Origin of the sequence: Paenibacillus sp. FSL H8-0457, assembly GCF_038051935.1 — a bacterium.
Lineage (GTDB): Bacteria > Bacillota > Bacilli > Paenibacillales > Paenibacillaceae > Paenibacillus_AQ > Paenibacillus_AQ lautus_A.
This window is the reverse complement of sequence record NZ_CP150293.1, coordinates 2,007,845-2,034,273: the sequence shown is the minus strand read 5'-3', so window position 1 is coordinate 2,034,273 and position 26,429 is coordinate 2,007,845. Positions and strand designations below refer to the sequence as shown.

General features: G+C 53.2%; 24 protein-coding genes. 1 reads left to right on the top strand and 23 read right to left on the bottom strand.

Translation table 11 applies throughout. The features are described from left to right. Nucleotides 1–82 precede the first annotated feature (82 nt). The 17 genes from mtaB to gpr all read right to left on the bottom strand — a co-directional run bounded on the left by mtaB (nt 83) and on the right by gpr (nt 18,315). Nucleotides 83–1,426 (bottom strand): tRNA (N(6)-L-threonylcarbamoyladenosine(37)-C(2))-methylthiotransferase MtaB, encoded by a 1,344-nt coding sequence (gene mtaB / locus MHI43_RS08780; RefSeq protein WP_015734186.1) that lies wholly within the window; start codon nt 1,424–1,426, stop codon nt 83–85. Nucleotides 1,427–1,428: 2 nt separating this feature from the next. After that, complete coding sequence (locus MHI43_RS08775; protein WP_015734185.1) at nt 1,429–2,199, bottom strand: 16S rRNA (uracil(1498)-N(3))-methyltransferase; 771 nt, start codon at nt 2,197–2,199, stop codon at nt 1,429–1,431. Between the two features lie 72 nt (nt 2,200–2,271). Then, a complete protein-coding gene (locus tag MHI43_RS08770) occupies nt 2,272–2,964 on the bottom strand; it encodes a site-2 protease family protein (protein ID WP_015734184.1) in 693 nt (230 codons plus the stop codon). A 2-nt stretch (nt 2,965–2,966) separates the two neighbouring features. After that, complete coding sequence (gene prmA / locus MHI43_RS08765; RefSeq protein WP_015734183.1) at nt 2,967–3,944, bottom strand: 50S ribosomal protein L11 methyltransferase; 978 nt, start codon at nt 3,942–3,944, stop codon at nt 2,967–2,969. A 184-nt stretch (nt 3,945–4,128) separates the two neighbouring features. Beyond that, nucleotides 4,129–4,329, bottom strand: coding sequence for a YfhD family protein (locus MHI43_RS08760; RefSeq protein ID WP_009590798.1), 201 nt, complete (start codon nt 4,327–4,329; stop codon nt 4,129–4,131). Between the two features lie 50 nt (nt 4,330–4,379). Beyond that, complete coding sequence (locus MHI43_RS08755; protein WP_036666185.1) at nt 4,380–4,751, bottom strand: hypothetical protein; 372 nt, start codon at nt 4,749–4,751, stop codon at nt 4,380–4,382. 241 nt (nt 4,752–4,992) lie between these two features. Continuing rightward, nucleotides 4,993–6,111, bottom strand: coding sequence for a molecular chaperone DnaJ (gene dnaJ, locus MHI43_RS08750; protein WP_009590783.1), 1,119 nt, complete (start codon nt 6,109–6,111; stop codon nt 4,993–4,995). Between the two features lie 92 nt (nt 6,112–6,203). After that, nucleotides 6,204–8,042: a molecular chaperone DnaK gene (gene dnaK / locus MHI43_RS08745; RefSeq protein WP_009590812.1), complete on the bottom strand. Its 1,839-nt coding sequence runs from the start codon at nt 8,040–8,042 to the stop codon at nt 6,204–6,206. 84 nt (nt 8,043–8,126) lie between these two features. Then, nucleotides 8,127–8,741, bottom strand: coding sequence for a nucleotide exchange factor GrpE (gene grpE, locus MHI43_RS08740; protein WP_009590786.1), 615 nt, complete (start codon nt 8,739–8,741; stop codon nt 8,127–8,129). Between the two features lie 59 nt (nt 8,742–8,800). Continuing rightward, nucleotides 8,801–10,336, bottom strand: a complete 1,536-nt coding sequence (locus tag MHI43_RS08735; protein ID WP_036666085.1) for a TCP-1/cpn60 chaperonin family protein — start codon at nt 10,334–10,336, stop codon at nt 8,801–8,803. A 13-nt stretch (nt 10,337–10,349) separates the two neighbouring features. Further along, entirely contained in the window at nt 10,350–11,384 is a 1,035-nt protein-coding gene (gene hrcA / locus MHI43_RS08730) for a heat-inducible transcriptional repressor HrcA (RefSeq protein ID WP_015734180.1), read from the bottom strand. A 108-nt stretch (nt 11,385–11,492) separates the two neighbouring features. Further along, nucleotides 11,493–11,954, bottom strand: coding sequence for an N-acetyltransferase (locus MHI43_RS08725; protein WP_036666086.1), 462 nt, complete (start codon nt 11,952–11,954; stop codon nt 11,493–11,495). Nucleotides 11,955–12,029: 75 nt separating this feature from the next. Next, entirely contained in the window at nt 12,030–13,196 is a 1,167-nt protein-coding gene (gene hemW, locus MHI43_RS08720) for a radical SAM family heme chaperone HemW (RefSeq protein ID WP_015734178.1), read from the bottom strand. Nucleotides 13,197–13,402: 206 nt separating this feature from the next. After that, on the bottom strand, nt 13,403–15,220 hold the full coding sequence (gene lepA, locus MHI43_RS08715; RefSeq protein WP_036666087.1) for a translation elongation factor 4: 1,818 nt from the start codon (nt 15,218–15,220) through the stop codon (nt 13,403–13,405). Nucleotides 15,221–15,309: 89 nt separating this feature from the next. Continuing rightward, nucleotides 15,310–15,723: a hypothetical protein gene (locus tag MHI43_RS08710; protein ID WP_036666089.1), complete on the bottom strand. Its 414-nt coding sequence runs from the start codon at nt 15,721–15,723 to the stop codon at nt 15,310–15,312. A gap of 54 nt (nt 15,724–15,777) precedes the next feature. Further along, a complete protein-coding gene (locus MHI43_RS08705; protein ID WP_036666090.1) occupies nt 15,778–17,151 on the bottom strand; it encodes a stage II sporulation protein P in 1,374 nt (457 codons plus the stop codon). A 162-nt stretch (nt 17,152–17,313) separates the two neighbouring features. Then, the gene (gene gpr / locus MHI43_RS08700) at nt 17,314–18,315 is read right to left on the bottom strand and encodes a GPR endopeptidase (protein ID WP_015734174.1); all 1,002 of its coding nucleotides are present in this window, start codon (nt 18,313–18,315) and stop codon (nt 17,314–17,316) included. A gap of 162 nt (nt 18,316–18,477) precedes the next feature. Here gpr and rpsT point away from each other — a divergent pair, with 162 nt between their 5' ends. Further along, nucleotides 18,478–18,750 (top strand): 30S ribosomal protein S20, encoded by a 273-nt coding sequence (gene rpsT / locus MHI43_RS08695; protein ID WP_009590780.1) that lies wholly within the window; start codon nt 18,478–18,480, stop codon nt 18,748–18,750. A 242-nt stretch (nt 18,751–18,992) separates the two neighbouring features. On the opposite strand, the gene holA is transcribed toward rpsT, so the two are convergent. The 6 genes from holA to MHI43_RS08665 all read right to left on the bottom strand — a co-directional run bounded on the left by holA (nt 18,993) and on the right by MHI43_RS08665 (nt 26,363). Next, nucleotides 18,993–20,012, bottom strand: a complete 1,020-nt coding sequence (holA, locus tag MHI43_RS08690; RefSeq protein ID WP_036666095.1) for a DNA polymerase III subunit delta — start codon at nt 20,010–20,012, stop codon at nt 18,993–18,995. Nucleotides 20,013–20,299: 287 nt separating this feature from the next. Then, nucleotides 20,300–21,574 (bottom strand): zf-HC2 domain-containing protein, encoded by a 1,275-nt coding sequence (locus tag MHI43_RS08685; protein ID WP_036666097.1) that lies wholly within the window; start codon nt 21,572–21,574, stop codon nt 20,300–20,302. Continuing rightward, a complete protein-coding gene (locus tag MHI43_RS08680; protein WP_009590814.1) occupies nt 21,571–22,119 on the bottom strand; it encodes a sigma-70 family RNA polymerase sigma factor in 549 nt (182 codons plus the stop codon). The genes MHI43_RS08685 and MHI43_RS08680 overlap by 4 nt, the downstream gene beginning before the upstream one ends. 184 nt (nt 22,120–22,303) lie before the next feature. Further along, complete coding sequence (locus MHI43_RS08675; protein WP_051425432.1) at nt 22,304–25,018, bottom strand: ComEC/Rec2 family competence protein; 2,715 nt, start codon at nt 25,016–25,018, stop codon at nt 22,304–22,306. A gap of 115 nt (nt 25,019–25,133) precedes the next feature. After that, entirely contained in the window at nt 25,134–25,652 is a 519-nt protein-coding gene (locus tag MHI43_RS08670; protein WP_009590851.1) for a dCMP deaminase family protein, read from the bottom strand. Between the two features lie 48 nt (nt 25,653–25,700). Next, the gene (locus MHI43_RS08665) at nt 25,701–26,363 is read right to left on the bottom strand and encodes a helix-hairpin-helix domain-containing protein (protein WP_036666099.1); all 663 of its coding nucleotides are present in this window, start codon (nt 26,361–26,363) and stop codon (nt 25,701–25,703) included. Between the last annotated feature and the right edge of the window lie 66 nt (nt 26,364–26,429).

Below are 26,429 nucleotides of genomic sequence, written 5' to 3'. Positions count from 1 at the left end.
GTTCCTCCTTCATGTACAACAAGGACTCCACTTCCGGTAGCCAGGAAATGAAATCCTTGTCTGGTATGGCCGCTATGGAATATTACTGGGCAGCTGCCTTTAATCCATGATCCATGACGCTGAGGAGTTCGCCCTCGCATTCATTTACACCGGCTTTGGTTACTTTTACGCGGCACAGCTTGCCTTCGAGATCAGGCGATCCGTTGAATACAAGCTGCAGGTAGTTGTCGCTGTAACCCTGCATTTTACCGCCTTTGGGAGCACCCTTGTATTCGCGCTCCGGTATCACGTTCAGAATCTGGCCCACGAAACGCTCGGCATAAGCCAGCTGAAGCTGCTCCGACAAGTCGATCAGATCGTGCACACGCGCATTCTTCACTTCCTCGTCCACCTGATCCTCCATTCGTGCCGCCGGCGTGCCGGTACGCTTCGAATACGGGAATACATGCATTTCCGAAAATTGAATCGCCTTCATCAGGTCATATCCGTTCCGGAACATCTCATCCGTTTCGCCAGGGAAGCCGACGATGACGTCCGTCGTAATGCCCACATCCGGCATCGCTTGACGAATCAGGCCCATCTTGTTATAGAATTCTTCGGTCGTATATTTACGGCGCATCCGTTTCAGTACCGTATCATCCCCCGCTTGGAGCGGAATGTGAAGATGGCGGCACATTTTACTGGAGCGGTTCAGCACGTCCAGCATCTTCTCATCGATCTGGCTTGCTTCAATGGAGCTGATGCGGATCCGTTCCAAACCGTCAACCCGATCAAGGTCCCACAGCAAATCGGACAATCTGTAATCCTCGAGATCATCCCCATATCCGCCGGTGTGGATACCGGTCAGCACGATTTCCTTATAACCCGCTCCGACCAGCTGATGCGCCTGCTTGATGATGCTCTTCGGATCACGGCTTCGCGACAAACCGCGGGACCAAGGGATGATGCAGAACGTGCAGAAGTTGTTGCATCCGTCCTGAATTTTCAGAAATGCGCGAGTACGTTCCGCGAAATCCGGTACGTCCATTTCCTCGAATACCCGGGTCTTCATGATATTACGCACGGCGTTAATCGGCTGGCGCGTCTTTTCGATGTCATGAATGAAATCCATGATTTTCTCGCGATCCTGGTTCCCGATGACGAGATCCACGCCCGGGATATCCAGAATTTCGGCCGGCGAGGTTTGGGCATAACAGCCCGTTACGGCCACGATCGCCTCGGGATTTCGGCGAACCGCGCGCCGGATCATCTGGCGGCTCTTCTTATCCCCTGTGTTGGTAACGTGGCAGGTGTTAATCAAATAAACATCTGCGGTTTGTTCGAAGTCCACCTGGTCGTAGCCTTCATTCTTGAAGTATTGCCAGATGGCCTCGGTATCGTAAAAATTGACTTTGCAACCCAACGTATAAAACGCTACGGATGGCATGTTCAAACGCCCCCCATTTCTCCAGATTCGTATAGTGCGCAGGCCAGCGCCGTCATGCCGGCGGTCTCGCAGCGAAGGATCCGCCTTCCGAGTCCCACGGCTACGGCTCCCGCAGCTTCGGCCGCTCGGCATTCCTCTTCCGTAAAGCCGCCCTCGGGTCCAACGACCAGCAGCAAGCTGGCAGGCTTGGCCGATTCACGCAGCGCCTGCTCTGCAAAAGGCTTCAGCACGTCCCTCAGCTGGGAACCCTGCTCTTTTTCATAACAAAAATATACGGCATCATAACCGGAAAACGCTGCAAGCAGATTCTTCCACGTCAGAGGCTGTTCAACAGACGGTATCCGGTTGCGATGCGCCTGTTCAGCCGCCTCCTTCGCGATTTTGCGCCAGCGCTCCAGCCGCTTCCCTTCCTTTTTCGCATCGTACTGAACGATCGTTCTTTCCGACAGGAAGGGAACAAAGGACACCGCGCCGATCTCGGTGCACTTTTGGATGACGGTCTCCATCTTGTCGCCTTTCGGCAGACTCTGGGCAATGCTCACTTGCAGAAGCGGTTCCTGCGACATCTCCATGGGTTCAATCACAACGGCAAACACGCTGCCTGCATCGATGCGCTCAATCTCCATCAAGGCCTCGCGGGATACCCCGTCGCTCACGATCAATTTATCGCCAAGCCTGCCTCGCATGACCTTGGCAATATGACGGGCATCGTCGCCCGTAATCTCAACACGGTCTCCCTCGAATTGCGCGGGAGTCACAAAATATCGCTGCATCTCTAACCTCACCTAACTCAAAAATCGCCAAACCCCATCATACAACTTTTCACGCAAACTGACCAGAGTAAATCAGAGCCGGTAACCGCCGGTCATCATAATGAACATGTCCAAAATTTCGGAAGACAGTGCATACGCCGCATCATAAAGAGGTTTGATCGTATAATTCTGAAATACGGGCAACAGTATGATCAACAAGAATACAAGAATCGACCATTGCTCAAACTTCTGAATCTTCGCACTTATCCGTGGAGGGAGCGCATTCTCTAGAACTCTATAACCGTCCAGCGGAGGCAATGGTATCAGATTGAACAGGCATAAAAAGAAATTGAGCAATATAAATATATTAAAAAATAAATGCACCGCTTGATCCGTTTTAGTAATTCCCTCCGGAGGAATAACCCCTGTTTGATAGAGGATAGCGTAAACAAGTGCCCCCACTAAGCCCAGCACCAGATTGCTAAGCGGACCGACCGCCGCAACAATGATGCTCATGCGGCGGGGGTTGCTAAAATTCTCTCGATTGACCGGCACCGGCCGTGCCCAGCCGAAACCTGCAATCAGCAGGAGAAGAATCCCCAGAAAATCGAAATGCACCGCCGGATTCAGCGTGACCCTGCCCAGCAGCTTGGCCGTCGGGTCTCCGAATTTATTGGCAAAATAGGCATGCGAGAACTCATGCACGGTAAATGCGATGATCAAAGCAATCAGGTAAAAAGGAAGCTGCTCCAACGGGTAAAATAGCAGTTGGTCCAAAAAATCCATAATCAGTTCTTCCTCGCCACGAATGCAACCCAATCATCCTCGCGGCAAATATCCGCAATTTCGAAACCGGAAGCAATCAAAGCCTTCTCCACGATCTCTTCCTTGTTCTTGTAAATGCCCGAAGCGATATAAGCCCCTCCCGGTTGAAGAGCCTGGTATACGTCGTCCACGAACAGCAGAATGACCTCGGCCAAGATGTTTGCCACCACGATTTGTACCGGCAGCGTCACGCCCAGATCCGAGTCATCGGACGAATCCGTGAGTACGGAGAGCAGGTCGCTTTCCTTCACCGTAATCCGGTCTTCCAGGCCGTTAAGGCGGGTGTTCTCCGTCGCGCTGGATACCGCGACCGGATCCAGGTCGAGAGCCAGAATTCGTGAAGCGCCCAGATGCGCTGCGCCGATGGAGAGAATGCCTGAGCCTGTCCCGACATCGATGACTTCCTCTCCGCCCTTGATCACCATCTCCAATGTACGCAAGCATAACGAAGTCGTCGGATGCGTTCCTGTGCCGAAGGCCATGCCCGGGTCCAGCTCGATGATGGACTCGTGCTCTGATTCCGGGGTGTACTCTTCCCACGTCGGTTTGATGGTCAGCCTGTCGGAGACGCGGATCGGTTTGAAATACTGCTTCCAGGCCGTAGCCCAATCATTCTCGTCCACCGTCTTCATCTCATACCGCACTTCGCCCGTTTCGATACCGAATTCCTTCAGCTCGTTGACGCGCGGCGTTATTTCATCGAGGATCGCTTCCAGCGTCACCGTCTCGTCGAAGTAACCTTTGATGACGGCCTGACCTTCAGGAATATCGTTAAACGGAACGATCTCGTCAAACCACTGTCCCAGAGAGGTGTCCCGCTTTTTGTTCGTAGTACCGGACTCCTCGATCGAAACGCCTCCGGCTCCCGCTTCATGCAGGAAATTCGTAATCATCTCCACGGCTTCCTCCGTGGTATGTATCGTTAATTCACGCCATAACATGTGCAATAGTTCCTCCTCATTCATACGTAAGTATCATTGTACTATATTGAGGACCCCGGATACAAAGTTTGCACTAAAATACCATGATAACTTTTCAAAGACATTCATCAAATTCAAAAAAGCCCTGCTGCAACCTCATTAAAAGAAGGCAAGCGGGCTTTTCCACATTCCACATCGGTAGCGATTAATCTACATTTTTACTGGTTTCATCCAAAATTTTCTTCAATTGGCGTTCATCTGCTGCCTCGCTTCGACGCAGCGCTTCCACATCATCGTGATCGGCTTCCATAGCCGAAAACTCAACATCCTCCGCCTTGGCGGACTGCAGCGCAATCATCTTCTCGGTTTTGCTCGAGATCTTCCCTTTTTTTACGCGTCTCATCATGGGTGTTATTCTCCTTTCCGATATCAACACTCAGAGCGGTGCCTGGAACCTTAAATCATGCCGCCGGATTCTTCGATTAACCGCATGGCTTGCGGGAAGACGCTTTCGTCCAGTACAACCGTCAGCAAAATATCCCGGCCTTCGGTTCCATCCTCACCACCGGTGCTCATCCCGCTGGCCGATGGGTCCGCAGCTCCGAGAATTCCGGCCCCCGGCCCCGAAATATCCGCATTTAAGGTCATCGTTGTTAAGCTTGCGATGTTGCCTGTCAACGGATTCATCGGATTGTTGAGCTCCCCGCCGGGATCGGCGCTAAACCGGTCGATGGACATATCGGCAACGCGCAGCGACTGCAATTTGCGGGCCGCATGCCGGGCTTCTTCCGGACTTTTGAAATAGGCCAAAATGTTTTTCTCTGCCACTTCATTCACCTGCATTTCCTATTCAAGATTGCATCTTCCGAGATGGAACTATCCTAGGTTGCTTCATTGTCAAACCTTTTATTCTTGAGCGATACGAACCTGTAAAGCAGTGGGATATCCCTGCTGCTTCTTCTGCCCCAAACCAAAAAGCAGCAGGCCAAAGGTAGGGAAACCTTTAGAGCCTGCTGCTTTTTGCTTTTTGCTATTTGCTATGCTATGAGGGAATTACCCCTATCGTGGATTAATCACCGCGGAAAGCTTTTTTTACACGGTCAAAAAAGGACTGTTCCTGTTCATGGGTCTGTTCGCCATCAAGCGAAGCGAATTGACGAAGCAGCTCTTTCTGTTCATCGCTGAGCTTGCTAGGCGTAATGACCACAACCTTGACATGCTGGTCACCCTGTCCCATACCGCGCAGCCGTGGCACCCCTTTGCCTTTCAAGCGGAAGAAAGTTCCCGTCTGCGTGCCGGCCGGAATCTTCAACTTCACTTTCTCGGTGAGCGTCGGAATCTCGATCTCGTCGCCAAGCGCCGCTTGGGCAAAGGTAAGCGGCACTTCGCAATAAATGTCGTCCCCTTCGCGTTCAAAGAAGTCATGCGGCTTCACGCGGATTACGATATACAGGTCGCCGGCCGGACCGCCGCGGAATCCGCCTTCGCCTTCGCCCGTCATGCGCAGCTGAGCTCCGTCATCCACGCCTGCAGGTACACGAACATGAATCTTGCGCTGTTTCTTCACCTTGCCGTTGCCGTTACAAGTCGAACAGCGGTCTTTAATGATCTTTCCGGTTCCGTTACAGTTCGAGCAGGCGCGGCGGTTCACCATACGTCCAAACGGCGTATTTTGCACGACCTCCTGCTGCCCGCTTCCGTTACACACCGAGCAGGTATGCGGCTGCGTGCCCGGCTTCGCTCCTGAGCCGTGACATGTATCGCATGTCTCCGTTCTCGGAATGGTAATGTCCGTTTCCTTGCCGAATACGGCTTCCTTGAATTCAACCGTCATCGTGTATTGCAGATCGTTCCCCCGCTGAGGCGCGTTCGGATCACGGCGTCCATTGCCGCCAAAGAACATATCGAATATATCTCCAAAACCGCCGAAATCACCGGAGAAACCGCCTCCGCCCATGCCTTGGTTCGGATCTATATGACCGTACTGGTCATAACGCGCACGCTTCTGACCATCGCTCAATACATCGTAAGCCTCTTTCACTTCCTTGAATTTGGCTTCCGCGTCCGCCGCTTTGTTCACGTCCGGATGATACTGGCGGGCCATTTTGCGGTACGCCTTCTTGATCTCATCGTCCGATGCATCCTTGCCGACACCGAGCACCTCATAATAATCACGCTTATCAGCCACGGTTTCACCCCAATCTCTTTATTACTCTTTACATAAGGAAAGCCAAAGTGCGAAGATGCGCAGCTTTGACCTTCCCATACAATCTATTCAGATTAACCTTTGTTTTTATCTTCGTCAACAACCTCGTAATCTGCATCCACGACGTTGTCTTTCTTAGGAGCGCCGGACTCGGCACCTTCAGCACCTTGTTGTTCTTGTGCCGCTTGCTCATACAGCTTCACGGACAGCTGCTGTACGATTTGAGTAAGCTCCTCTACCGAAGCGTTAATCTCTTCCAGGTTATCGGATTCAAGCGCCTTCTTCACTTTGTCTTTCGCTTCGTTTGCTTTTTCCACTTCGGAAGCATCGACTTTGTCGCCCAGGTCCTTGAGTGTTTTCTCGGTCGTGTACACGAGTTGGTCGGCATTGTTGCGAGCCTCCACCAGCTCTTTGCGTTTACGGTCTTCTTCGGCATGAAGCTCAGCGTCTTTCATCATTTGTTCAACTTCAGCGTCGCTCAGGCCGCTGGAGGACGTGATGGTGATCTTCTGGCTCTTGCCGGTACCTTTATCCGTTGCCGACACGTTTACGATCCCGTTGGCATCGATATCGAAGGTAACTTCGATTTGCGGAACGCCGCGCGGTGCAGGAGGAATGTCTCCGAGCATGAAGCGTCCCAGCGTTTTGTTGCCGGCTGCCATTTCGCGCTCGCCTTGCAGCACGTGAATTTCCACGCTCGGCTGGTTATCCGCATAAGTGGAGAACACTTGGGATTTGCTTGTAGGAATCGTCGTGTTGCGGTCGATCATTTTGGTGAATACGCCGCCTGCGGTTTCGATACCGAGGGACAGCGGGGTCACGTCGAGCAATACGACGTCTTTAACGTCACCGGTCAATACGCCGGCTTGAACCGCTGCTCCAAGCGCAACCACTTCGTCCGGGTTTACGCCTTTATGAGGCTCTTTGCCCGTCAATTTTTTGATCGCTTCCTGCACGGCAGGAATACGAGTGGAACCGCCGACAAGGACGATTTTATGAATATCGTTCGCTGTCAAGCCTGCATCGCTGAGCGCTTGACGAGTCGGTCCAAGCGTACGCTCTACAAGGGAAGCGGACAATTCTTCGAATTTGGCGCGAGTCAGGTTGATCTCAAGGTGCTGAGGAACGCCGTCTGCAACCGTGATGAACGGCAGCGAGATCGTTGTTGTCAGTACTCCGGACAATTCCTTTTTCGCTTTTTCCGCTGCGTCTTTCAGACGTTGAACGGCTGCTTTGTCTTTGCTCAGATCGATGCCTTGCTCTTTCTTGAATTCGGCTACCAGGTAGTCAATGATCACTTGGTCGAAGTCGTCGCCGCCCAGTTGGTTGTCCCCGCTGGTTGCTTTTACTTCGAAGAAGCCGTCGCCCAGTTCCAGAATGGAAACGTCGAATGTACCGCCGCCAAGGTCATATACCAGGATGGTTTGGTCTTCGGATTTCTCCATGCCGTAAGCTAATGCCGCAGCCGTCGGCTCGTTGACGATACGCAGAACTTCAAGGCCCGCGATTTTGCCGGCATCCTTGGTTGCCTGACGCTGGCTGTCATTAAAGTATGCGGGTACCGTGATAACTGCCTGAGTTACAGGCTGGCCCAGGTATGCTTCCGCATCGGACTTCAGCTTCTGCAGAATGATGGCGGAGATTTCTTGCGGCGTGTAGTCTTTGCCGTCGATGGATTCTTTGTGATTCGTGCCCATATGGCGCTTAATGGAGATGATCGTGCGATCCGGGTTGGTGATCGCTTGGCGTTTAGCTGTATCCCCAACGATGCGCTCGCCGTCTTTCTTAAATCCGACAACCGACGGGGTTGTGCGGGCACCCTCCGGATTCGGGATAACTACCGCTTCCCCACCCTCCATGACGGCTACGCAGGAGTTGGTTGTTCCTAAGTCGATACCAATAACTTTGCTCATGTAAAATTTTCCTCCTTATTCATTCATGCGAATCCCCGCATGACATTCATCATTTTTATATGATAAACGACTATCGAAAGTCGTTTACATGCTCACTTTAACCATGGCAGGTCTCAACACTTTATCTTTTAACATGTACCCTTTCTGCACTTCCTCAACCACGATGCCTTCCTCGTACTCATCGCTCTCCACCTGCATGATCGCTTGGTGGTACTCCGGATTGAACGGCTCGCCCACACTCTTCATTGCGCTCAAGCCTTCGGTAGCAAGAACGGATTCCAATTGACGGAAGATCATGCTGACGCCCTTGGAGAAGGATTCAAATTCCGGGTTCTCCTCGGATGCCTGGAGGGCACGCTCAAAGTTGTCGATGACGGGCAGAAGCTCCGTAATCAGTTTGGAGGAAGCATATTTGCCCAGATCCTCTTTCTCTTTCTGCGTGCGGCGGCGGAAATTATCGAAATCCGCCTGCACCCGCAGGGTACGCTGCTGCTGCTCCTGCAGCTCGGCCTGAAGCTTCTCAAGCTCGGCCGAACCTGCGGCTTCATCAGCCGATTCCGTTACGGGAATCTCCTGCTCGGGATTAACGGCCTCCTCCGAAGACCCGCTCTCACCCGTGTTTGGCGTGTTTTCCAAAGTTTCTTCGATCGTTTCTTCTGTAACTGTATCTTGAACGGCATCCTTGTGCTCATTATTCAAGACGCCTTCACCTCCTTCATATTCTAAACCAGACGGTCTATAACTCATCTATCTTAGCGTTATTCGCCTATTTCCTTCATCTTGATCACATGATGAATCCGCAGCACGGCAGCCGCAACCTCGCCGGCTGCCCGCAGGCCGTGAAGTTTGACCGGGGCCGGATCCAGCACGCCCAGCTCTTCATAGTCGACAACCCGCCCGCTGTCGCAGTCAATCCCCATGCAGTCGGAGTCGGCTCGGATTTGTGCGGCTCGAACCTCCTCCATCTTCTCAAGCGGATTATAACCTGCGTTCAGAAGAATCTGCGACATCGGCTTTCGCAGCGCGGCGGAAACTGCCTCCATGCCGAAGGCTTCCATGCCTTTCTGGGCTTCCCGGATCCGTTCCAGTTCATAAGACACGGCCAGTTCGCTTGTCCCGCCGCCTGGAAGCACCCCGCCGGATACGGCAGCCTGCAGTGCCGAAGCGGCATCGCCCGCAATCCTGGCGGCCTCCCCTACCACTTCCGAAGTGCTTGCCCCGACGATCACCGTCACAATGCGGTCCTTGCTGCCGCAGGACAGGCGGATTTTTTCGATGCCTTCATCATAAGCGACGCGCGGGGTATGACCCAGAAGGGCCGCAAGCTCTTTCGAGTCTTTATGTAACGCCTTGCGGCGTATCGGTGTAGCTCCCGTCATGTCGCTTACCTTGCGGAGATCCGCACGCGATACGCGCGGTACCACCATCATCCCGTGATCCAGGCAAAACTGCTCCGCATCCGGATGAATGCCCTTTTCGAGGAGGATGAGTTTTACGGATAGTTCGGACAATCTGTCCAAATCCGACGCGAACACTTTTCGCAGATCCATATACTGCGCGAATCCGGCTTCGGTTGTAAGCGCCTCTTCGTCGATGTCGTCGGGCTCCAGGGAATCATACAGCACCAGCACTCTGGCATCGTCGTAGGACTTGGACTCCCTGGCGAAGATCGGCCGCTGCCGGAGCAGAACCCCCTCGAACACTTCATTCTCGGCATTCTCCAGCGCAATTATACTGTCTGCGAGCGAGTAGGAAGGATCCTGCAGACGGCCGATTCCGGCTTTGCGCGCGGCTTGCATAACCAGCTCCACGATGTCCTTCCGTTCACGGCCGGCGACATGCACCGTCCGTTCCAGCAGCGGATCATCCAATCCGCCGATCAGCCGGACACGCTTCGACAAGAGCTGCATCGACTTCTCGACTCCCTGGCGCAGGCCCTCAACCACCTTGGAAGCGGGCACCCCGCGCGTGATGCGGGATACCCCTTCCTGCACGAGGGCGCCCGCGAGCACGGTTGCCGTTGTGGTGCCGTCGCCGATTTTCTCCTGCTGCGCCCGAGCCACCTGAATCAGAAGGCGCGCGGCGGGATGGGTGACATCCATTTTGTCCAGAATCGTCACTCCGTCATTGGTGATGACCACTTCGCCGCGCGGGCCAACCAGCATGACGTCGAGCCCCTTGGGGCCAAGCGTGCCTTCTACGGCGGACGTAACTGCGCGGACGGCATTGCTGTTGTTCAGCAGCGTGGAATAACGCTCGTCTCCGTCCACTTGGCTATGTTGTCCTTGGCTCATCTGTCTCACTCCTTTATTTGTACCAGTGTGACAGCAGCTTCGTCAGGTCATGGGATAACACATTCAAGATGCCGATCACCCGTGCATATTCCATTCTTGTAGGACCGAGAATGCCGATCGAACCAAGCGCTTTGCCGTCGATCGAATACGTCGCAGTGATCAAACTGCAATTCGATATGGCCTCATGCGTATTCTCCGTGCCGATCTTCACTTGGACACCGTGCTCCCCGGGAGCAGGTGCCATGAGCTTCATCAGTGCGGGAGTCTGCTCCAGAAGCTCGAATATTTCCCTAACCTTATCAACATCCTTGAACTCCGGCTGGTTCAGCATGTGGGTCGTGCCGCTCAGATAGACCCCCCGGTGATCCGGTTCGTTGTTGAGAGCGATATCCAGCATACTCATCAGATCCTCATAATGTGAAATATGCCGCTGCATTTCCTCGGCAATTTCCGAATACAAACGAGTCTTGAGTTTATATAGAGGCACATTGACCAGCTTCTTGTTCAGAAGATTTACCACTTGCTCCAGTTCCGATACGGACACGCCCTGCGGAATCGAAACAACCTTGTTCTCGACTTGCCCTGTGCTGGTAACGATGATGGCCACCGCTTGATCCTCATGGAGAGGAAGAAGCTGGAAATGGCGCAAAGACGTATGAAAAACTTCCGGTCCCAGCAGGATGGAAGTGTAATTAGTCATTTGAGACAGAATGCCGGCTGTATGCTGTATCATCTGCTCCATCACGTTCAGCTTTTCTGCAAAAAATGATTTCATCATATGCAGTTCCGCAGGGTTCAAGGAAAACGACGACGTGAGATGATCAACATAATATCGATATCCTTTATGCGACGGTATTCGTCCAGCTGAGGTATGGGGCTGCTCCAGAAACCCGAGCTCCTCCAGATCAGCCATCTCATTACGAATGGTTGCCGGGCTGTAGCCGACGTCCCCTCGCTTGGAAATGCTTCTTGAACCAACCGGCTCGGCAGAACGGATATAGTCATCCACAATGGCATTCAAAATCATGCGCTGACGATCTGTTAACATGTCGCTTCCCTCCTTGCTGACTGCTCATTTTCGCTTTCGTTAGCACTCATCGCCATCGAGTGCTAACCGATATAACAAAAATACCAAACCGACCTGAGGATTGTCAAGTCAGTTCAGTACTTTAAGAACAGCTATTTCGTCACAAGCATGCTGCTTCTTGCAGTGGATGCAGTCGGTCCATACCTTCTCCGGAAAAATCTCCTTCTCCACGACGGCAAAGCCGTTTTTGATGAAAAAGGATACCTCATACGTCAAGGCCATCACTTTCGGAAGCTCGCGGCGTTTCGCTTCTTCCAGAAGAGTGTCCACCAGCATGGAGCCGATGCCTTGCCCTTTATATCCTTCCGAGATGCCGAGCGAACGGATCTCGACCAAATCGCTTCCCAGCTGACACAATGAACCGCAGCCAATGACGTGCCCTTCGGATTCAGCTACAACGAATTCTCCGATTTGTTTCTCCAGCACTTTTTTGGACCGGGGGAGCATAATCCCCTTCTCGGCATAACCCTGAATCATCTGATACAGCGGCTCGACATCCTCTAACTTTGCTTTTCTGCATACCGCCGACATGTTGTCCGTCTCCCCTTTACACGCTCCGTCATGTTATGAATAAATATACAACAGAGCGCATATAAGTTCAATAGATTAATTTGTCGTCAGGCTTCCTATGAATTCGCCAAACACATCGTTGCCAAACAAAATGCCTTTGCTGCTCAGCTTATACCCTTCCTCGGTTGCATCGAGTAGGCCCGCGCCTACCATTTTATTCAGCGGACCGGCAAAAACATCCTCCATGGAGATCCCGAACTGCTCCCGGAACCGGCTGCGCGAGACGCCGTCCAGCACGCGCAGCCCGACCATCAGGAAATCCTCCATCGCTTCTTCCTTAGATATCTCAAAGCTCTCCAATCTTGGAAGGCCTTTATTGGCTGCTTCATTATAGGGATTGACCCCTTTGATGTTCACATGGCGCTGACGGCCGACATATCCGTGCGCCCCCGCGCCTAGGCCGTAATAGTCCTCGTTGCGCCAATACGTCATATTATGCCGGCTCTCGAAGCCGGGTTTCGCAAAATTGCTGATTTCGTACTGCTTATATCCGGCAGCCTTCATCCGTTCCATTAAAAGAAGGTACATATTCAGCTCGTCCTCCTCATCCGGAAGCGGAAGCTGGTTTCGCTGGTACATCGTATGGAACAGCGTATTCTCTTCGACCTTCAGGCTGTAGATTGAATAATGCGGGAGTTCGAGCTCCAACGCCTTATCCACGCTTTCCGCAAGCATGTCCAAGGTTTGATTCGGGAGACCGAACATCAGATCGATGGACATGTTGTCAAAGCCTGCTCTTCTGGCGTTATCGAGACTCCGGTATACGTCATCCGTATCGTGAATTCTGCCGATGCCGGTCAACAATGTGTTCTGGAAGGCCTGCACCCCGAAGCTGATCCGGTTCACCCCGCCTTGGCGCATGACGGACAGTTTCTCCAGATCCGTGGTGCCGGGATTCGCCTCCATTGAAAACTCGATGCTATCGGACCATTCCGGAAAATGGCGCTTCACGCTCTGCAAGAAGTATTCCATTTCGTTCGGCTTTAGTACAGTAGGAGTCCCGCCGCCTACAAAGATGCTCTTGATTCGTCCCGGCGGATTAGCCTGAACGGTCAGCTCCATTTCCTTATCCAGCGCTCGCAGATAATCCATTACCGGCTGATCCTTTAACACGTAGGAATTGAAGTCGCAGTAAAAACATTTATTGGTACAGAACGGAATATGGATGTACACCGCTTCCGTCCGTTGATCGTTTGCCGTCATTCTTTTCTTGCCCCCTCATATACCGCTCTGGCATGACTTACTTTAAGTAACTTCTTGAAAGTTCCTTCTCTACTATAACGCTATGCCTCTTGGAATGAAAGAAAGGAAAGCCGAGAATCGGCTTTCCCATCATTTACATCGTGAAGGCTATACACGCAAGGAGCGGCTCTTTAACTCAAAGGCCTTCCCCTGCCATTGGCTTCCTATTACTTGTCGTCGATTTTCAGAACGGCCATGAAGGCTTCCTGCGGCACTTCGACGCTGCCCACCTGCTTCATCCGCTTCTTACCTTCCTTCTGCTTCTCCAGAAGTTTCCGTTTACGGGAGATGTCGCCGCCGTAACATTTGGCAAGCACGTTCTTGCGCATCGCTTTAACCGTTTCGCGGGCCACAACCTTGGTACCGACCGATGCCTGAATCGGCACCTCGAACATTTGGCGAGGAATCAGCTCGCGCAGCTTCTCGCAAATCGCCCGGCCGCGGTGGTAGGCGCGGTCCTTGTGCACGATAAAGGACAGGGCATCCACCTGCTCGGCATTAAGCAGAATGTCCATTTTGACCAGATTGGACCGGCGGTATCCGGACAGCTCATAATCGAATGAAGCATATCCTTTGGTGCTCGATTTCAACTGATCGAAGAAATCGTACACGATTTCCGACAGCGGAATTTCATAGGTAATGGTGACGCGCGTCGTGTCCAGGTATTCCATGTTGACGAATTCGCCGCGTTTGTTTTGGCAAAGCTCCATGATCGCTCCGACATAATCATTCGGCACGATAATGGCTGCTTTAACATAAGGCTCTTCGACATAATCGACCTTGCCGACCTCAGGATAATGGGAAGGGTTATCGATTTGAATCTGCTCTCCGTTCGTCAGCGTAATGCGGTAAATCACGCTCGGCGCGGTCGTAATCAGCGGTATGTTAAACTCGCGTTCGATCCGCTCCTGGATGACGTCCATATGAAGGAGGCCTAGGAATCCGCAGCGGAAGCCGAATCCGAGCGCGCTGGACGTCTCCGGCTCAAAGCTGAGCGATGCATCGTTCAGCTGCAGCTTCTCGAGCGCCTCGCGCAGATCGTTGTAGTCCGATGTTTCGATTGGATACAATCCGCAGAACACCATCGGATTGATTTTGCGGTAACCCGGGAGCGGCTCGGCCGTCGGACGCTTGGCATCCGTTACCGTATCCCCGACCTGCGTATCGCCAACGCTCTTGATGCCCGCCACGATGAAACCGACATCGCCGACGTTAAGCTCGTCCACGATGGACATGCGCGGCTTAAAGGCACCCACCTCGATCACCTCGAAGGTTTTGCCGGTGGCCATCATCTTGATCTTGGAGCCGGCCTTGATGCTGCCGTCAATGACGCGAACATATACGATGACGCCCTTGTAAGGATCATAATGGGAGTCGAAAATCAGCGCTTTCAGCGGTTCTTCGGAACTCCCCGTTGGCGCAGGCACTTTCTGAACCACCTGCTCCAGGATTTCCTTGATTCCGATGCCCGCTTTCGCGGAAGCCAAAACGGCATCGCTGGCATCGAGCCCGATCACATCCTCGACCTCCTGCTTCACCCGTTCGGGATCGGCGCTCGGCAGGTCGATTTTGTTAATGACAGGCAAAATTTCAAGATTGTTGTCCAATGCCAGATATACGTTGGCCAATGTCTGCGCTTCGATTCCCTGCGCGGCATCGACAACGAGCAGCGCGCCTTCGCAAGCGGCCAGGCTTCGGGATACCTCATACGTGAAGTCGACGTGTCCCGGAGTATCGATCAGGTTCAATATATACTCCTCGCCGTCATCGGCTTTGTAGTTCAGGCGAACCGCCTGCAGCTTGATGGTAATTCCGCGCTCTCGCTCCAGATCCATCTGATCCAGTACCTGCTCCTGCATTTCACGCGAAGTTAATGCGCCCGTAAATTCCAAAATACGGTCGGCAAGCGTCGATTTCCCATGGTCTATATGTGCAATGATACAGAAATTACGAATTTTTTGTTGTCTTACTTGTACGTCTGTCATGCCTAACCCCCAACAACCACCAGATGTTTGAATCAACTTATTATACCAGTTGAGGGGATGCACAGCAATGCTGAGAATAAAGGCGAAATTTATTCCGTAATCGATCCGAACATCGACACGACCCAGCGGATGCTTTGGTCAGAGAGCTGCTGGAGCAGTCCGGCCGTTTTGTCGGCAAGCACATCGGCAGGCGGTTGGGAGCGTTCGGGGAGCAGGATGTCGCTGGGCGACGGCTCGTATTCGGGCACTGCCGTCTTACGGGCGTCTGGTTCCTGGTCGACGGATTCAGGGGCGGGAGGATGCTTGCGCGTCCCTCCCCATCCATTCCCCTGGGCAGTTCCGCCTTGCGGATCCTGAGCATGGCCTTGCACCACGGTCTGCGTTCCCCCGGTACCGTCGGCCGGCACCGGCCCTTTGGCCCCTCCAAGCTGCATGCCGACCAATATGCCGATGCCTGTCCATATGATTAGCGCCACAAACCGTTTTCCCAATCTCGACATCATAAGCCCCTCCTTGATTTACCCCTTCATTCCTGCTCCGTTAATGACCCCTTAGCTTCAACTTGCTTTGGACGCTTTATCCTCCGTGCCTTTTTTGCTGCCGTCCTTGGCTGCTGAAGCCGACTGCTTCTTCGCTGGATCACTCTCTTTTTTCACACTGGCCTTCTCGGCTTCTTGTTCCTGCCAGTACACTTCGGCGATGATGTCCGCCAGCGCTTCGGCCGTTCGCTGCAATTCTTCCTTCGTATTGTCGATGCCGCCGATTTCGATCAGGATGCTGTTCGGGGACAAGGATTGGTTGTACTCTCCGTTCCCTTGGTCCGCCGATTTGCCCCACACGCCCCGGGAAACGCCGGGATAGGACTTCTCCAGCTTGGCATTGATTTTGCTTGCAAACGCCTCGTTCTGTCTCCAGTTCTCGTTCGCATGTCCGATGATGAAGTACACCTTGGCGTAATTGACGCCGTTTACGGTGGCCGTCGTTTTGTTGTAGCGCTGCGAATCCCGGTGGATATCGATCAGATAGTTGATGCCGTCGTTCTGGGACATGGCCTCCATGGCCATCTGGCGCGAGTATTTATAAGAATAGTTATAGTTATATCCTTCCACGGTAGATTGATAATCGCTCTTGTCGTGCAGGGTGCCGATTCCGTTGGCTTCAAGCCTTTTGCTCAGGAAGCTGCCCACCAGCATGACGTTCTTGGTCGGTGATACCGCCCCCGGATTATCGGATGGATGCGAGAGCAGCGGGTTATACGCTTCCTGCGGGTGGGAATGATAGATGAGCACGGATTTCTTCCCGTTCGTTGTCTTTCCGTCCTTGGAGGTGCTTCCGGGTTCATTCTTGCTGCCGGGCTCGTCCTTCCCGCCCTGATCCGGAGCATCCTCGCCCTTTCCTTCATTGCCGCTGTTCCCTTGTTCGCCCTGCGTCGGCTCTTCCCCGGTCTCGGCGGGCTCTCCCTCCGCCTGCTCTTCCGCCGGATCCGGACGGTAATCGGCCGGTGCCTCGCCATCCTCGTTACCGGAGCCGTGCGACAGCTGAACCGGTTGATTAGCCTTCATGCCGGGAAGCTCTCCCGCAAGGAGGCTCTTCGGATCCTTCGGGTTTACGCTCGTCAGGAGCTCAAAGACGAACGTGGACATTTTCTCGCCGGAGAAGCTCGAGGTCTCTTTGGAAGCCGTCATATGCGGCATCTCCATGCCGATCATATCGATGAAAAAATGGCTGGATAACGAAGCGGCCAATCCTTTCATCGACGACACGGGCGAGGAATTCATCCGCTGTTCCGCCATTCCCCCGATCCCTAGCAAAATAAAAAATATAAGAGAGCCTAGCATCAGTATAATTAACGTACGCCCCATGCTCAGACCTTCCATGACCTTCCGTTTCATTCTGGCAATATTCCAGATGCGGAACTTGCGATTGTTCATAGCGATGTCCTCCTCGGTTCGCCGGGAGATGCCGACCTCATCCAGCCGTTCCCGCGACTCTGTAATCTCTTATACTTCAAATCTATGAACCGGGGAGATTCGATAGAACTAGATCCTGGAAAAATATAAAAGCTCCGATAGATTCGGAGCTTTTACTATGGGTCAGTGGGTATACGCGCCTACATTGCCGGGATCCACGGCTTCATGGAGCGCCGCGTTCAGGCCGGTCGCCACGATGTTGGCGATATCTTCTATAAATTCGTCAATCTCCTTAGGCGTTACGATAAGGTCATGGCCCAGCGGCTCCAGAACCTCCTTCACCAGGGCGAGGCGCTCGCCTTCGGGGATATCGTGCAGCATTCCCATAATCTTGCCCGTCTCCGGCGCGCCTTCCCCGAAGTGGGATTTCATCAGCTCAATCGCATTATTGACGATGGTGGAAGCGTAGCAGACGGTCGGAACGCCGATCGCAATGCACGGCACCCCGAGAATTTCTTGGGTCAATCCCTTGCGCTTGTTGCCGACGCCGGAGCCGGGATGGATGCCGATATCCGCAATCTGGATGGTCGTGTTCACCCGCTCCAGCGAACGCGAAGCCAGTGCGTCGATGGCGATGATCAACTCGGGGCGCGTTTGTTCCACGATGCCTTGAACCGTTTCGCTCGACTCAATCCCCGTCAGGCCGAGTACACCCGGAGCAACGGCGCTTACCTGGCGATAGCCCGGGGCCACCCGATCCGGCATGAGCTCGAAATACTGGCGGGTCACCATCACGTTCTCCACCACGAGCGGTCCCAGCGAATCCGGCGTCACGTTCCAGTTGCCGAGCCCGACAATGAGCACGCTTGCCTTGGGTCCAATCCCGATCCGGGACATGAACGCTTCAAACTCGCGGGCGAAGACAACGGATACCTGATCCTGAAGCCCCGTATCGCCCTTGCGAAGATCGGGAACCTCCAACGTGACGTAATGCCCCTTCACCCTTCCGATTTGCTGAGAGGCAGCATCGTTCTCCACATCCAGCCTTGTAATCTTGATTCCGTCCTCCTGCACCACGTCCTCCATAACCCCGGGAATGGGCGCGCTTCCTGTGCCTCCAGCCAGTTCTCTTGATTCCACGGCCAGATCCGTTCGGACCGAGTATTTTTGCAGATCCAGATCCATCTAAATTCACACTCCTCCTCATATTGTTAGTAGTGTGCGAGAGTATGGGAGAGATTATGCAGAAGTCCGAATGAGTATTGCTTTTTGTCCACCCCCATGCTAAAATATTTTAAGTTGTGAATCATTTCGCTCTATTGAAATGCCTTACAGGAGGTGAATGTAATGCCAAACATCAAATCCGCGATTAAACGTGTAAAGACAAATGACAAACGCCACGCGCTTAACATTTCTCAAAAATCCGCGCTTCGCACAGCTGTTAAAACTGCTGACGTAGCGTTGAACGGTACAGAAATCGAAGCTGCTAAAGTAGCTTTCCAAGCTGCTTCCAAGAAGCTTGATAAAGCCGTAACGAAGGGCCTGATCCATAAGAATGCAGCTGCCCGCAAGAAATCCCGTCTGGCGAAAAGACTAAACGCTCTTACGTCCCAAGCGTAAGAAACGTTTGTTGAATACGACATGGAAAAAGCCCTGAACAGTTCACGCTGCTCAGGGCTTTTTGTGATTAGAAAAACGTTCATCGATGCACACTCTTCCGAGGATTGACCGCTTATAGCGGATGTTTTTCTGGCCAGATCAAGTTGATTTACCTTTGCAGGTCATACTTTCTGATCTCTAGATGAAAAAGAGCGTACGGCCGCTCGCGCGTCCCTGTACGCTCTTGAGTTATTTCGGTTCGCTTACGCGCCAAGCCGCAGCAGGAACAACTCGATTCCGAGCACCTTATCCACGGCCCCGGTCTTCATCTGGTAATCCAGATTGGCGAGATGGTTCAATATGCCTTCAAGACGTGCCGTCTGAAACTTGCGGGCCTGCTCGCCAGCAATCTTCACCGCATAAGGATGCACCCCGATTTGGGAAGCAATCTGCTGCTGCGAGTAGCTCTGGGTGGATAACGTCTTCACCTGCAGAATGATTCGGAACTGCCTGGTAATCAGGGCCGCAATTTTGATGGGCTCCTCACGCTGCTTCAGCAGCTCATAATAGATCCCGAGCGCCTTGTCCAATCGGAGATTGGCGATATCCTCCACGAGCGCAAACACATTCTGTTCCGTGCTGCGCGCCACCAGCATATCCACGGTTGCAACATCGATGGCTCCGTCGGCTCCCGCATACAAACACAGCTTCTCGATTTCACCCGATAAAGCCTGAAGACTGGTTCCCGCATTCCGAACAAGCGCTTCCGCCGCGCCTGTGCGCAGCGTGCAGCCGCCTTTCTTCACCTGCTTGTCCACCCAGCGAAGAAGTTCATCCCCACCCAAAGGCATGAAGGAGAGGGCAACCCCCGACTTCTTGACCGCCTTGACTACCTTCTTGCGCTCATCCAGCTTTTCCTGCCCCACCATAAAGACAATCACGCTATAATCTGCGGGATCGGTCAAATAATCCAGCAAAGCCTCTGGACGATGATCCACTTTCCCGTTATCTTTTGCAGCCGTAAAAAAAGCCGTATCCCGGACGAATATCAGTTTTTTCTGAACCATAAAAGGAACCGTCTCGGCTTCCTCTACCACGGTTTGTATCGGAACTTCCCCTAAATCCATGTGAACCAGCGCAAAATCCCGGTCTTCTTTCGGGATCAGCTGGGCTTCCAGAAATTCGGCGAACTCCTTCATCTGGAATTTCTCGCTGCCGTACAGCAAATAGACGGAAGACACGTCTCCCTGCTTGACCGCCTTGGCCGCCGCTTTGGCATCCATCGGCGTCCCCCCTTTCTACTCTGTACACTATACCAAAAAACAGTGCCCGAATGCGATAGACGTCAAACATAAAAAACGAAATCGCCCACGCGAAAACAAAGAGACCTCGGCTGTAGGCAGCGGCAAGGTCCCTTCGTCCCAACACATCTATATAAACGCCGGCAAGCATGCTCTAGAAACACCTCGCCGCCGGTCATACGACGGTAGTTGGTATAATGCTCTCTCTAATATATTGTATTCATATCTCCCGGCATTGGTGCGCCGAATGTATTTATATCTGTATAATTCTATGGTTTAGGCTGCTTCTGCCCCGCAGACGCCGGCGGCTGAGCCTTCTCTATGGAGTAGACGGATTCAACCAGCTCTTTGTTCGTCTGTACCTTGTACTTGAACGTTAAGCCGTCCTCGGACCATTGACCGGATACCCAGCTTCCGCTAAGCGGAATCCTCTCGACCGTTTCGACCGCTTCAGCTGAAGTCTGGTCTCCCGACGGCAGGCGATAGATCACCAGATATTCGGCCTCCAGGGAGGCTCTGTACAGACCATCCGGGGACGGCCATTGTTCCGGCACCATCGCCAGCCCTTGGTACGATCCGGTGGAACGGTCGGAAGATTCCGTGCTTCCAGCGCCTGCATCGCCGGCAGGGTCGCTGATCGGCGGCACCTTCTCGGTTTGGACGTCCATTGCTTCATGATCATTAGGCGAAGTCTGGATGCTCATGCTCTCCGAGTTCTGCCCAGGCTCGTCGGCCGGAGGATTCGAAGGGCTTGCGTCATTTTTTTTGGGTACCTCATTGCTGCTTGTTGCAGGTTGGTCTGGTGCTTGAGGCTCCCCGTCATTGTTCTTCTGAACCGGAGCATCGGGGGCTGCTGCATCTTCCCTGGTGTCTTTAGCCCCATCCGATGGCTCTGTCTTCTCCTTTGATTCATCGTTCGGGCCCGGATTCGGATCGGATTCCGACGATTCCGGCGGCGAACTCCGCAAACCTGCGGAAGGATCGCTCCCCTCGTTCGCCGTACCGCCAGTCTCCGCGCCGCCATCGGCGGCAAACGGCTGAACCATATCCTGAATCTCCGTCTCGGCCGAATCCTCATTTGCTCCCGCGCTGGTCGTGCTCGCCTCTTCATACGGAATCTCCGCATCGGATAACATCTTCGGTTCATAATTAAAAATAGCGACGCCGAGAATAAGTACAGCGGCGGCAGCCCCGATCGCCGTTCTTCCGCCAACCGTGCTCCACCAGCTGCCCGCACGCCGCGGACGCCGAATGTCCGGCATCATTTCGGCAGGCTCCTGGCTTTTCACGGCCGGAGGTGCGACAAGGCTCTCGCGATCACGGTCGATGGCATCCAGTTTAGGCATGATAGCGTCTACCAGACTGACAGGCGGGGTAACGGCCGGAAGATCTTCAAGCTCTCTGTTTAATGACTTTAATATGTTAAAGGTCTCCGCACACTCGGGACACACGGCAATATGCTGATACATTTGGGCCGTCTCATCGGAAGTAAGGTCCCGGTCCAAATAGCGGTGCATGCGTTCCACCACCTCTTGGCAATTCATCCTGATACACCACCTTTCTGATGCTCTTGGAGCATATTCTGCAGCTGCTGCCTGGCCCTGAACAAATAGGATTTCACCGTATTGAGCGGAAGGTTCAGACAATCAGCGATTTCGTTGTAGGACAGGTCCTGCAAATACCTTAAGACAATGACCGTGCGATGATGATCCGGCAGTTGGTTAATGGCCTCCTGGATATCCTGGGCCAGATAGCCCGACATCACTTCCCTTTCCACGTCGAGATGATCCCGAAACACCATGTCATGCTCATCGATGGAAACCGTCGGCTTCGTTCTGCGGAATTTATCGATGCATATGTTGGTAACGATCCGCTGGACCCAAGTCTTGAACTGGGCTTTCTCCTCATAGGAGTTGATCTTCGTATATACGCGTATCAGTGCTTCCTGGGCTGCATCCATGGCATCCTGTTCATTGTTTAAAATGTAATAAGCAGTTCGGTAAACATGTTGCTCAATTTCTCGCAATAGGGTGATTAGAGCGTCGCGATCGCCCGATTGAGCGGCTCTTATGAGTCCCTGCTCCACCACAGTGGATCCCCCTCTCCCTGCATACATACAGACGGATAGAATTAAAAAATGTTGCAGTATGTAACCTATTAATTTTTTCAGGAAACTTCATCTAACTATACCAAATATAAAGATTATAGTCATCCGCTGCATTTTCCTATAAAGATCATACTACGAAACCAGGTCCCAGGAACAGCGGGCGTCTTCATGGAATCTTCGTTCGCGTCTCAATATGCCCGTTCTTGATCCTCATCTGGATTTCGCCATGAAGGTTGGTTTGATAGATGATGGACCGAAAACGTTCCAAGCGGCCGACCACGTCCGGATGAGGGTGACCGTACATATTGTTGACGCCGGCAGAAATTACCGCAGCCGTCGGCTTCCATGCATTCAGCCATGGCGCGGATGTGGATGTCTTGCTTCCATGATGGGCCACCTTCATGACGTCGATCCGGTCTTCGGCAGCAAGCCGTGAGGCTGCGTCATCTTGGGATTGCCCCTCCAGGTGCTGCAGTATTTTCCGTTCGGCTGCTTGATCCGTATCCCCGGTAAATAAGACGCGGCTGCCGTTCATCTGAAGGACAAATACTAGTGAAGCATGATTTTGCTCCTTAATCAACGGTAATGCTTTGATGACTTCTCCACTTTCTGGGAAAAGAGGGGATAAAAATCGGATCTCCGTGTGACCGTCAAGTTTCCATACGGAATCCGCTCCTGCCCGATATACGGGAATGCGCTGTTCAACCGCGGATAACATCAGCTTCCGGAAGGAAGCGGATTCGGCCAAGGTCCCATTAAACACGACGGATTTCACGGGGATTTCCTGCAAAACAGCCAGGAGTCCCCCTATGTGGTCCTGATCCCCGTGGGTCATGATGACGGCTTCAAGCTGGTGCACGCCCCGTTTTTTCAACAAAGGCACCACCACTTTCGCTCCTACCTCGTACGGAGCTTTCCTTTCCTTCCAGGCGTCCTTCTCCTTGCGAAAATTCACCGTCCCGCCACCGTCAATGAGAACATGCTTGCCCGAAGGCGTTGTGACCAATATCGAATCTCCCTGTCCCACATCCAGGAATTGCACCAGTCCCGCCCCTTGCGTAGACGGCGATTGATAGCCGCTGTACAGCAGAACAATCAAAACCCCGGACAGCAGGGCTATCGCAGCTCCCGGGGCATACCGTTCGATATGATGACTGGCACGAAGGAAGCCTCTCCATCGCAATGCACCGGCCAAACGGCCCACGATCGGCAGCGTGCCCACGCCGGACAAATCTGCTCTGCCGCCCCATGACGGGCGTCCGTCCAATGGCTCCGTATCATTCGAAGCGTTCTGCCCTCCCTCGGGATTCTTAAATCTTTTGTTCAGGATGGACAGCAATGCATACAGGACAACGAAATAACACAGTATCCAGGCTAACGACGGGGACGGCCACAATGTCATAAAAACCGAGGAACCATTCATCCATCCAACGATCCGGAACGTGATATGGTTTAACCATTCGGTCACGGCGGCCAGCCAGCCCGCCCCGCGCATCCATACCCACCCCATCAACAGAGACACCATGCCTAAAGGCAGGACGACCAGGCTAATGACCGGAACGAGGATCAGATTGGCGAAAACGGAAATAAGCGAGACCTGGTTGAAGTAATGGATGGTGAGCGGAAAGGAAATCAGCTGCGCCACGACCGTTATGCCGACGGTTCCCCCCAGCCAGCGGGGCAAGAATGCCAGCAGCGGCATCAGCTTCGGCACGAATATCATCAAGCCCGCCGTCACGATGAAGGAGAGCTGAAAGCTGACGTTCACGAGAAAATACGGATTCCACACCAGCATGGCAAGCGCGGCCACGCTGAGGATATGCAGCCCATCCTTCAAAAGCCGCCGCCGCGCAGCATACAAACCGATCATTCCCATGATGCCTGCGCGCACTATGGAAGGACTCGCCCCGGTCAGCAGGACATATACGGGAATCAGCCACATCACCGCAGTCAGCGAGGCCTCCCTCGTCATTCGAAGGGTTGTGCATACGAATAGCAGGCATCCTACAACCACGGCCACATGCATGCCCGATATCGCAAGAATATGAGTCAATCCCAAACGCGAGAACTCCATGAATGTATCGGGATCCAAGTCATCCTTATTGCCAATGACGAGTCCCTTCATATACCCCGCATGGATGCCGCCGTACAATTGATCCAGCTTGCTTCCAAGCTTGTCGCGAAGGGCATCATTCCATCTGAGAACATGGCTTAATTTCCAGCTGTCTGGCGGTTCGATCACCGCTTGGTCCGAGCCCTTCACTTTGACGATCCAATGAATCTTCTGAGTACGCAAATACTGAAGGTAATCAAACCCGCCAAAATTGCGGGCCACTCCAGGCCTTTGCATTTCCCCGCTCAGCTGTATGCGGTCCCCGCGCTGCCATTGGTTCACAATCTCCAGCTCCGTTTTATCCAGCAGTTTTACTTGGACCATAACGATATCGTCTGTATTCAGCATCATGCTGCCATTCGGATCGGCTTGTTTTTGCACCGCCGGGTGCTTGGATTGGATCAGATCAGCCCGCTGCAGGGTTACCTGGAAATCAGCCCGGTCGCCATCCACCTCGACAGGAGAAGAAATCACCCCGAACGCAGTAACAGGAATGGGTTCAGTCGACTCTTCCGATGCAAGGACCGACTCGAAATCACTTACATTCGCCTCATCATGCCATTCCCAGTACGAGCCCGATACGCACAATGAGCATAGCATGCAGATCGTAAACAGGCGCCCTGCGCCCACCCACTGGCATACAGCTAATAATAGAAGAATTAGCCCGACCGCGATCACGGCGAGCTTCCATCCGTCATACAGGCATGCAGCACCGCTGCCGATCACCCATAACACGGTAAACACAAGTAATGGCCTTCGTTTCATCATTGAATGCATCCCCTTCTTGACGAAATAAAAAAAGAACCCTTGCCTGCAAATCGCAGTCAAAGGTTCTTCCTCCATAACTTTCTATTCCTATCAATCGCAATCGTCAATGCATGATTTATTCCGCTACCGTCATCAAGGTTTCGCGCGGCGGCTCGTATGCTTCAAGCTGCCGAAACGAAATCCCCTTCTGCTCCATCATGCGGGACACCTTGCCGGAGTCCTTGGGATAAGGACGATGGAACACAACCTCGACAATGCCGCTGTTGGCAAGCATGTTCGCACAGGTCCAGCAAGGCTCGTCTGTCACGTACACCGTACTGCCCTCCCTGTCGATCCGGTCCGTGAACAGCAGCAGATTCTGCTCGGCATGAATCGTGCGGATGCAGCGCTGCTTCTTCACCATGCTTTCCTTGCCGTCCTGCACGACCAATTCATAATCCTCCGCGATCATACAACCTGCTTCCGAGCAATCCGGCACCCCCATCGGCGCGCCGTTATAAGCCGTCCCGAGCAGCTTCTTGCCCTGCACCAGCACCGCTCCCACATGACGCCGAGGGCATTGAGAACGGGTAGATACCATAAAGGCAATATCCATGAAATAAGTATCCCAATCTTTACGTTGATCTGCACTCATCATCTGTCACCTGTTCCTTGTCAATATCTCCTTTATTGTAGCACATAGCTAAAGTCCTACGTAAGGCTTCATCTTCTCCAGCATTTTGGGCCCGATGCCCTTTACGTTCATCAAGTCGGCCTGAGTTCGAAACGGGCCGAACTGATTCCGGTAATCGATAATGGCCTTGGCCTTGGCCTCGCCAATGCCGGGCAGCTCCATCAGCGTGGCTGCATCCGCCGTATTCACATTGATCAATCCGGACGGAAGCGGAATGGACGGCGGCAGCGCTGGAGGTTCATTGGCAGAGACCGGTTGACCGACAGCCTCCGGCGGGGATGAAGCCGGCGAAACGGCTGCCTGATCAGAAGCTGAAGATGGTGAGGCTTCCGCTCCTTGGCCATTCCCGGCCGCAGCAGCCGGGTCCAGACTTGGCACCGGTTCCTTCGCGTTCGTAGCGGGCTCGCCTTGTCCACCCTGAGCGGTCTTTGCAGCATCAGCAGAATCCGTTCGAGCGTCAGCAGGGACTGCAGCCCCTCCCGCATCCTTATCCCGGGAATCGGAAGCAAGCGCCTTCGCACCGGCGCTCTCCTCCATGGTCATGACTTGCTCCAGCTGTTCGTTTAACGGCTGCCAGCCCTCGATTCCCTGTTCCGTACCGCCGGCAAACAAGATGAGTCCGCAGCCCGCAAGCGTTGCGGCAAGACTCCAACCTAAAGATATCCGTTTCATCCAAGACCTCTCCTTAACTTCAAAGTTCAATTCGTACAAACTCTGGAATAATCTTCGGCTTCCCCA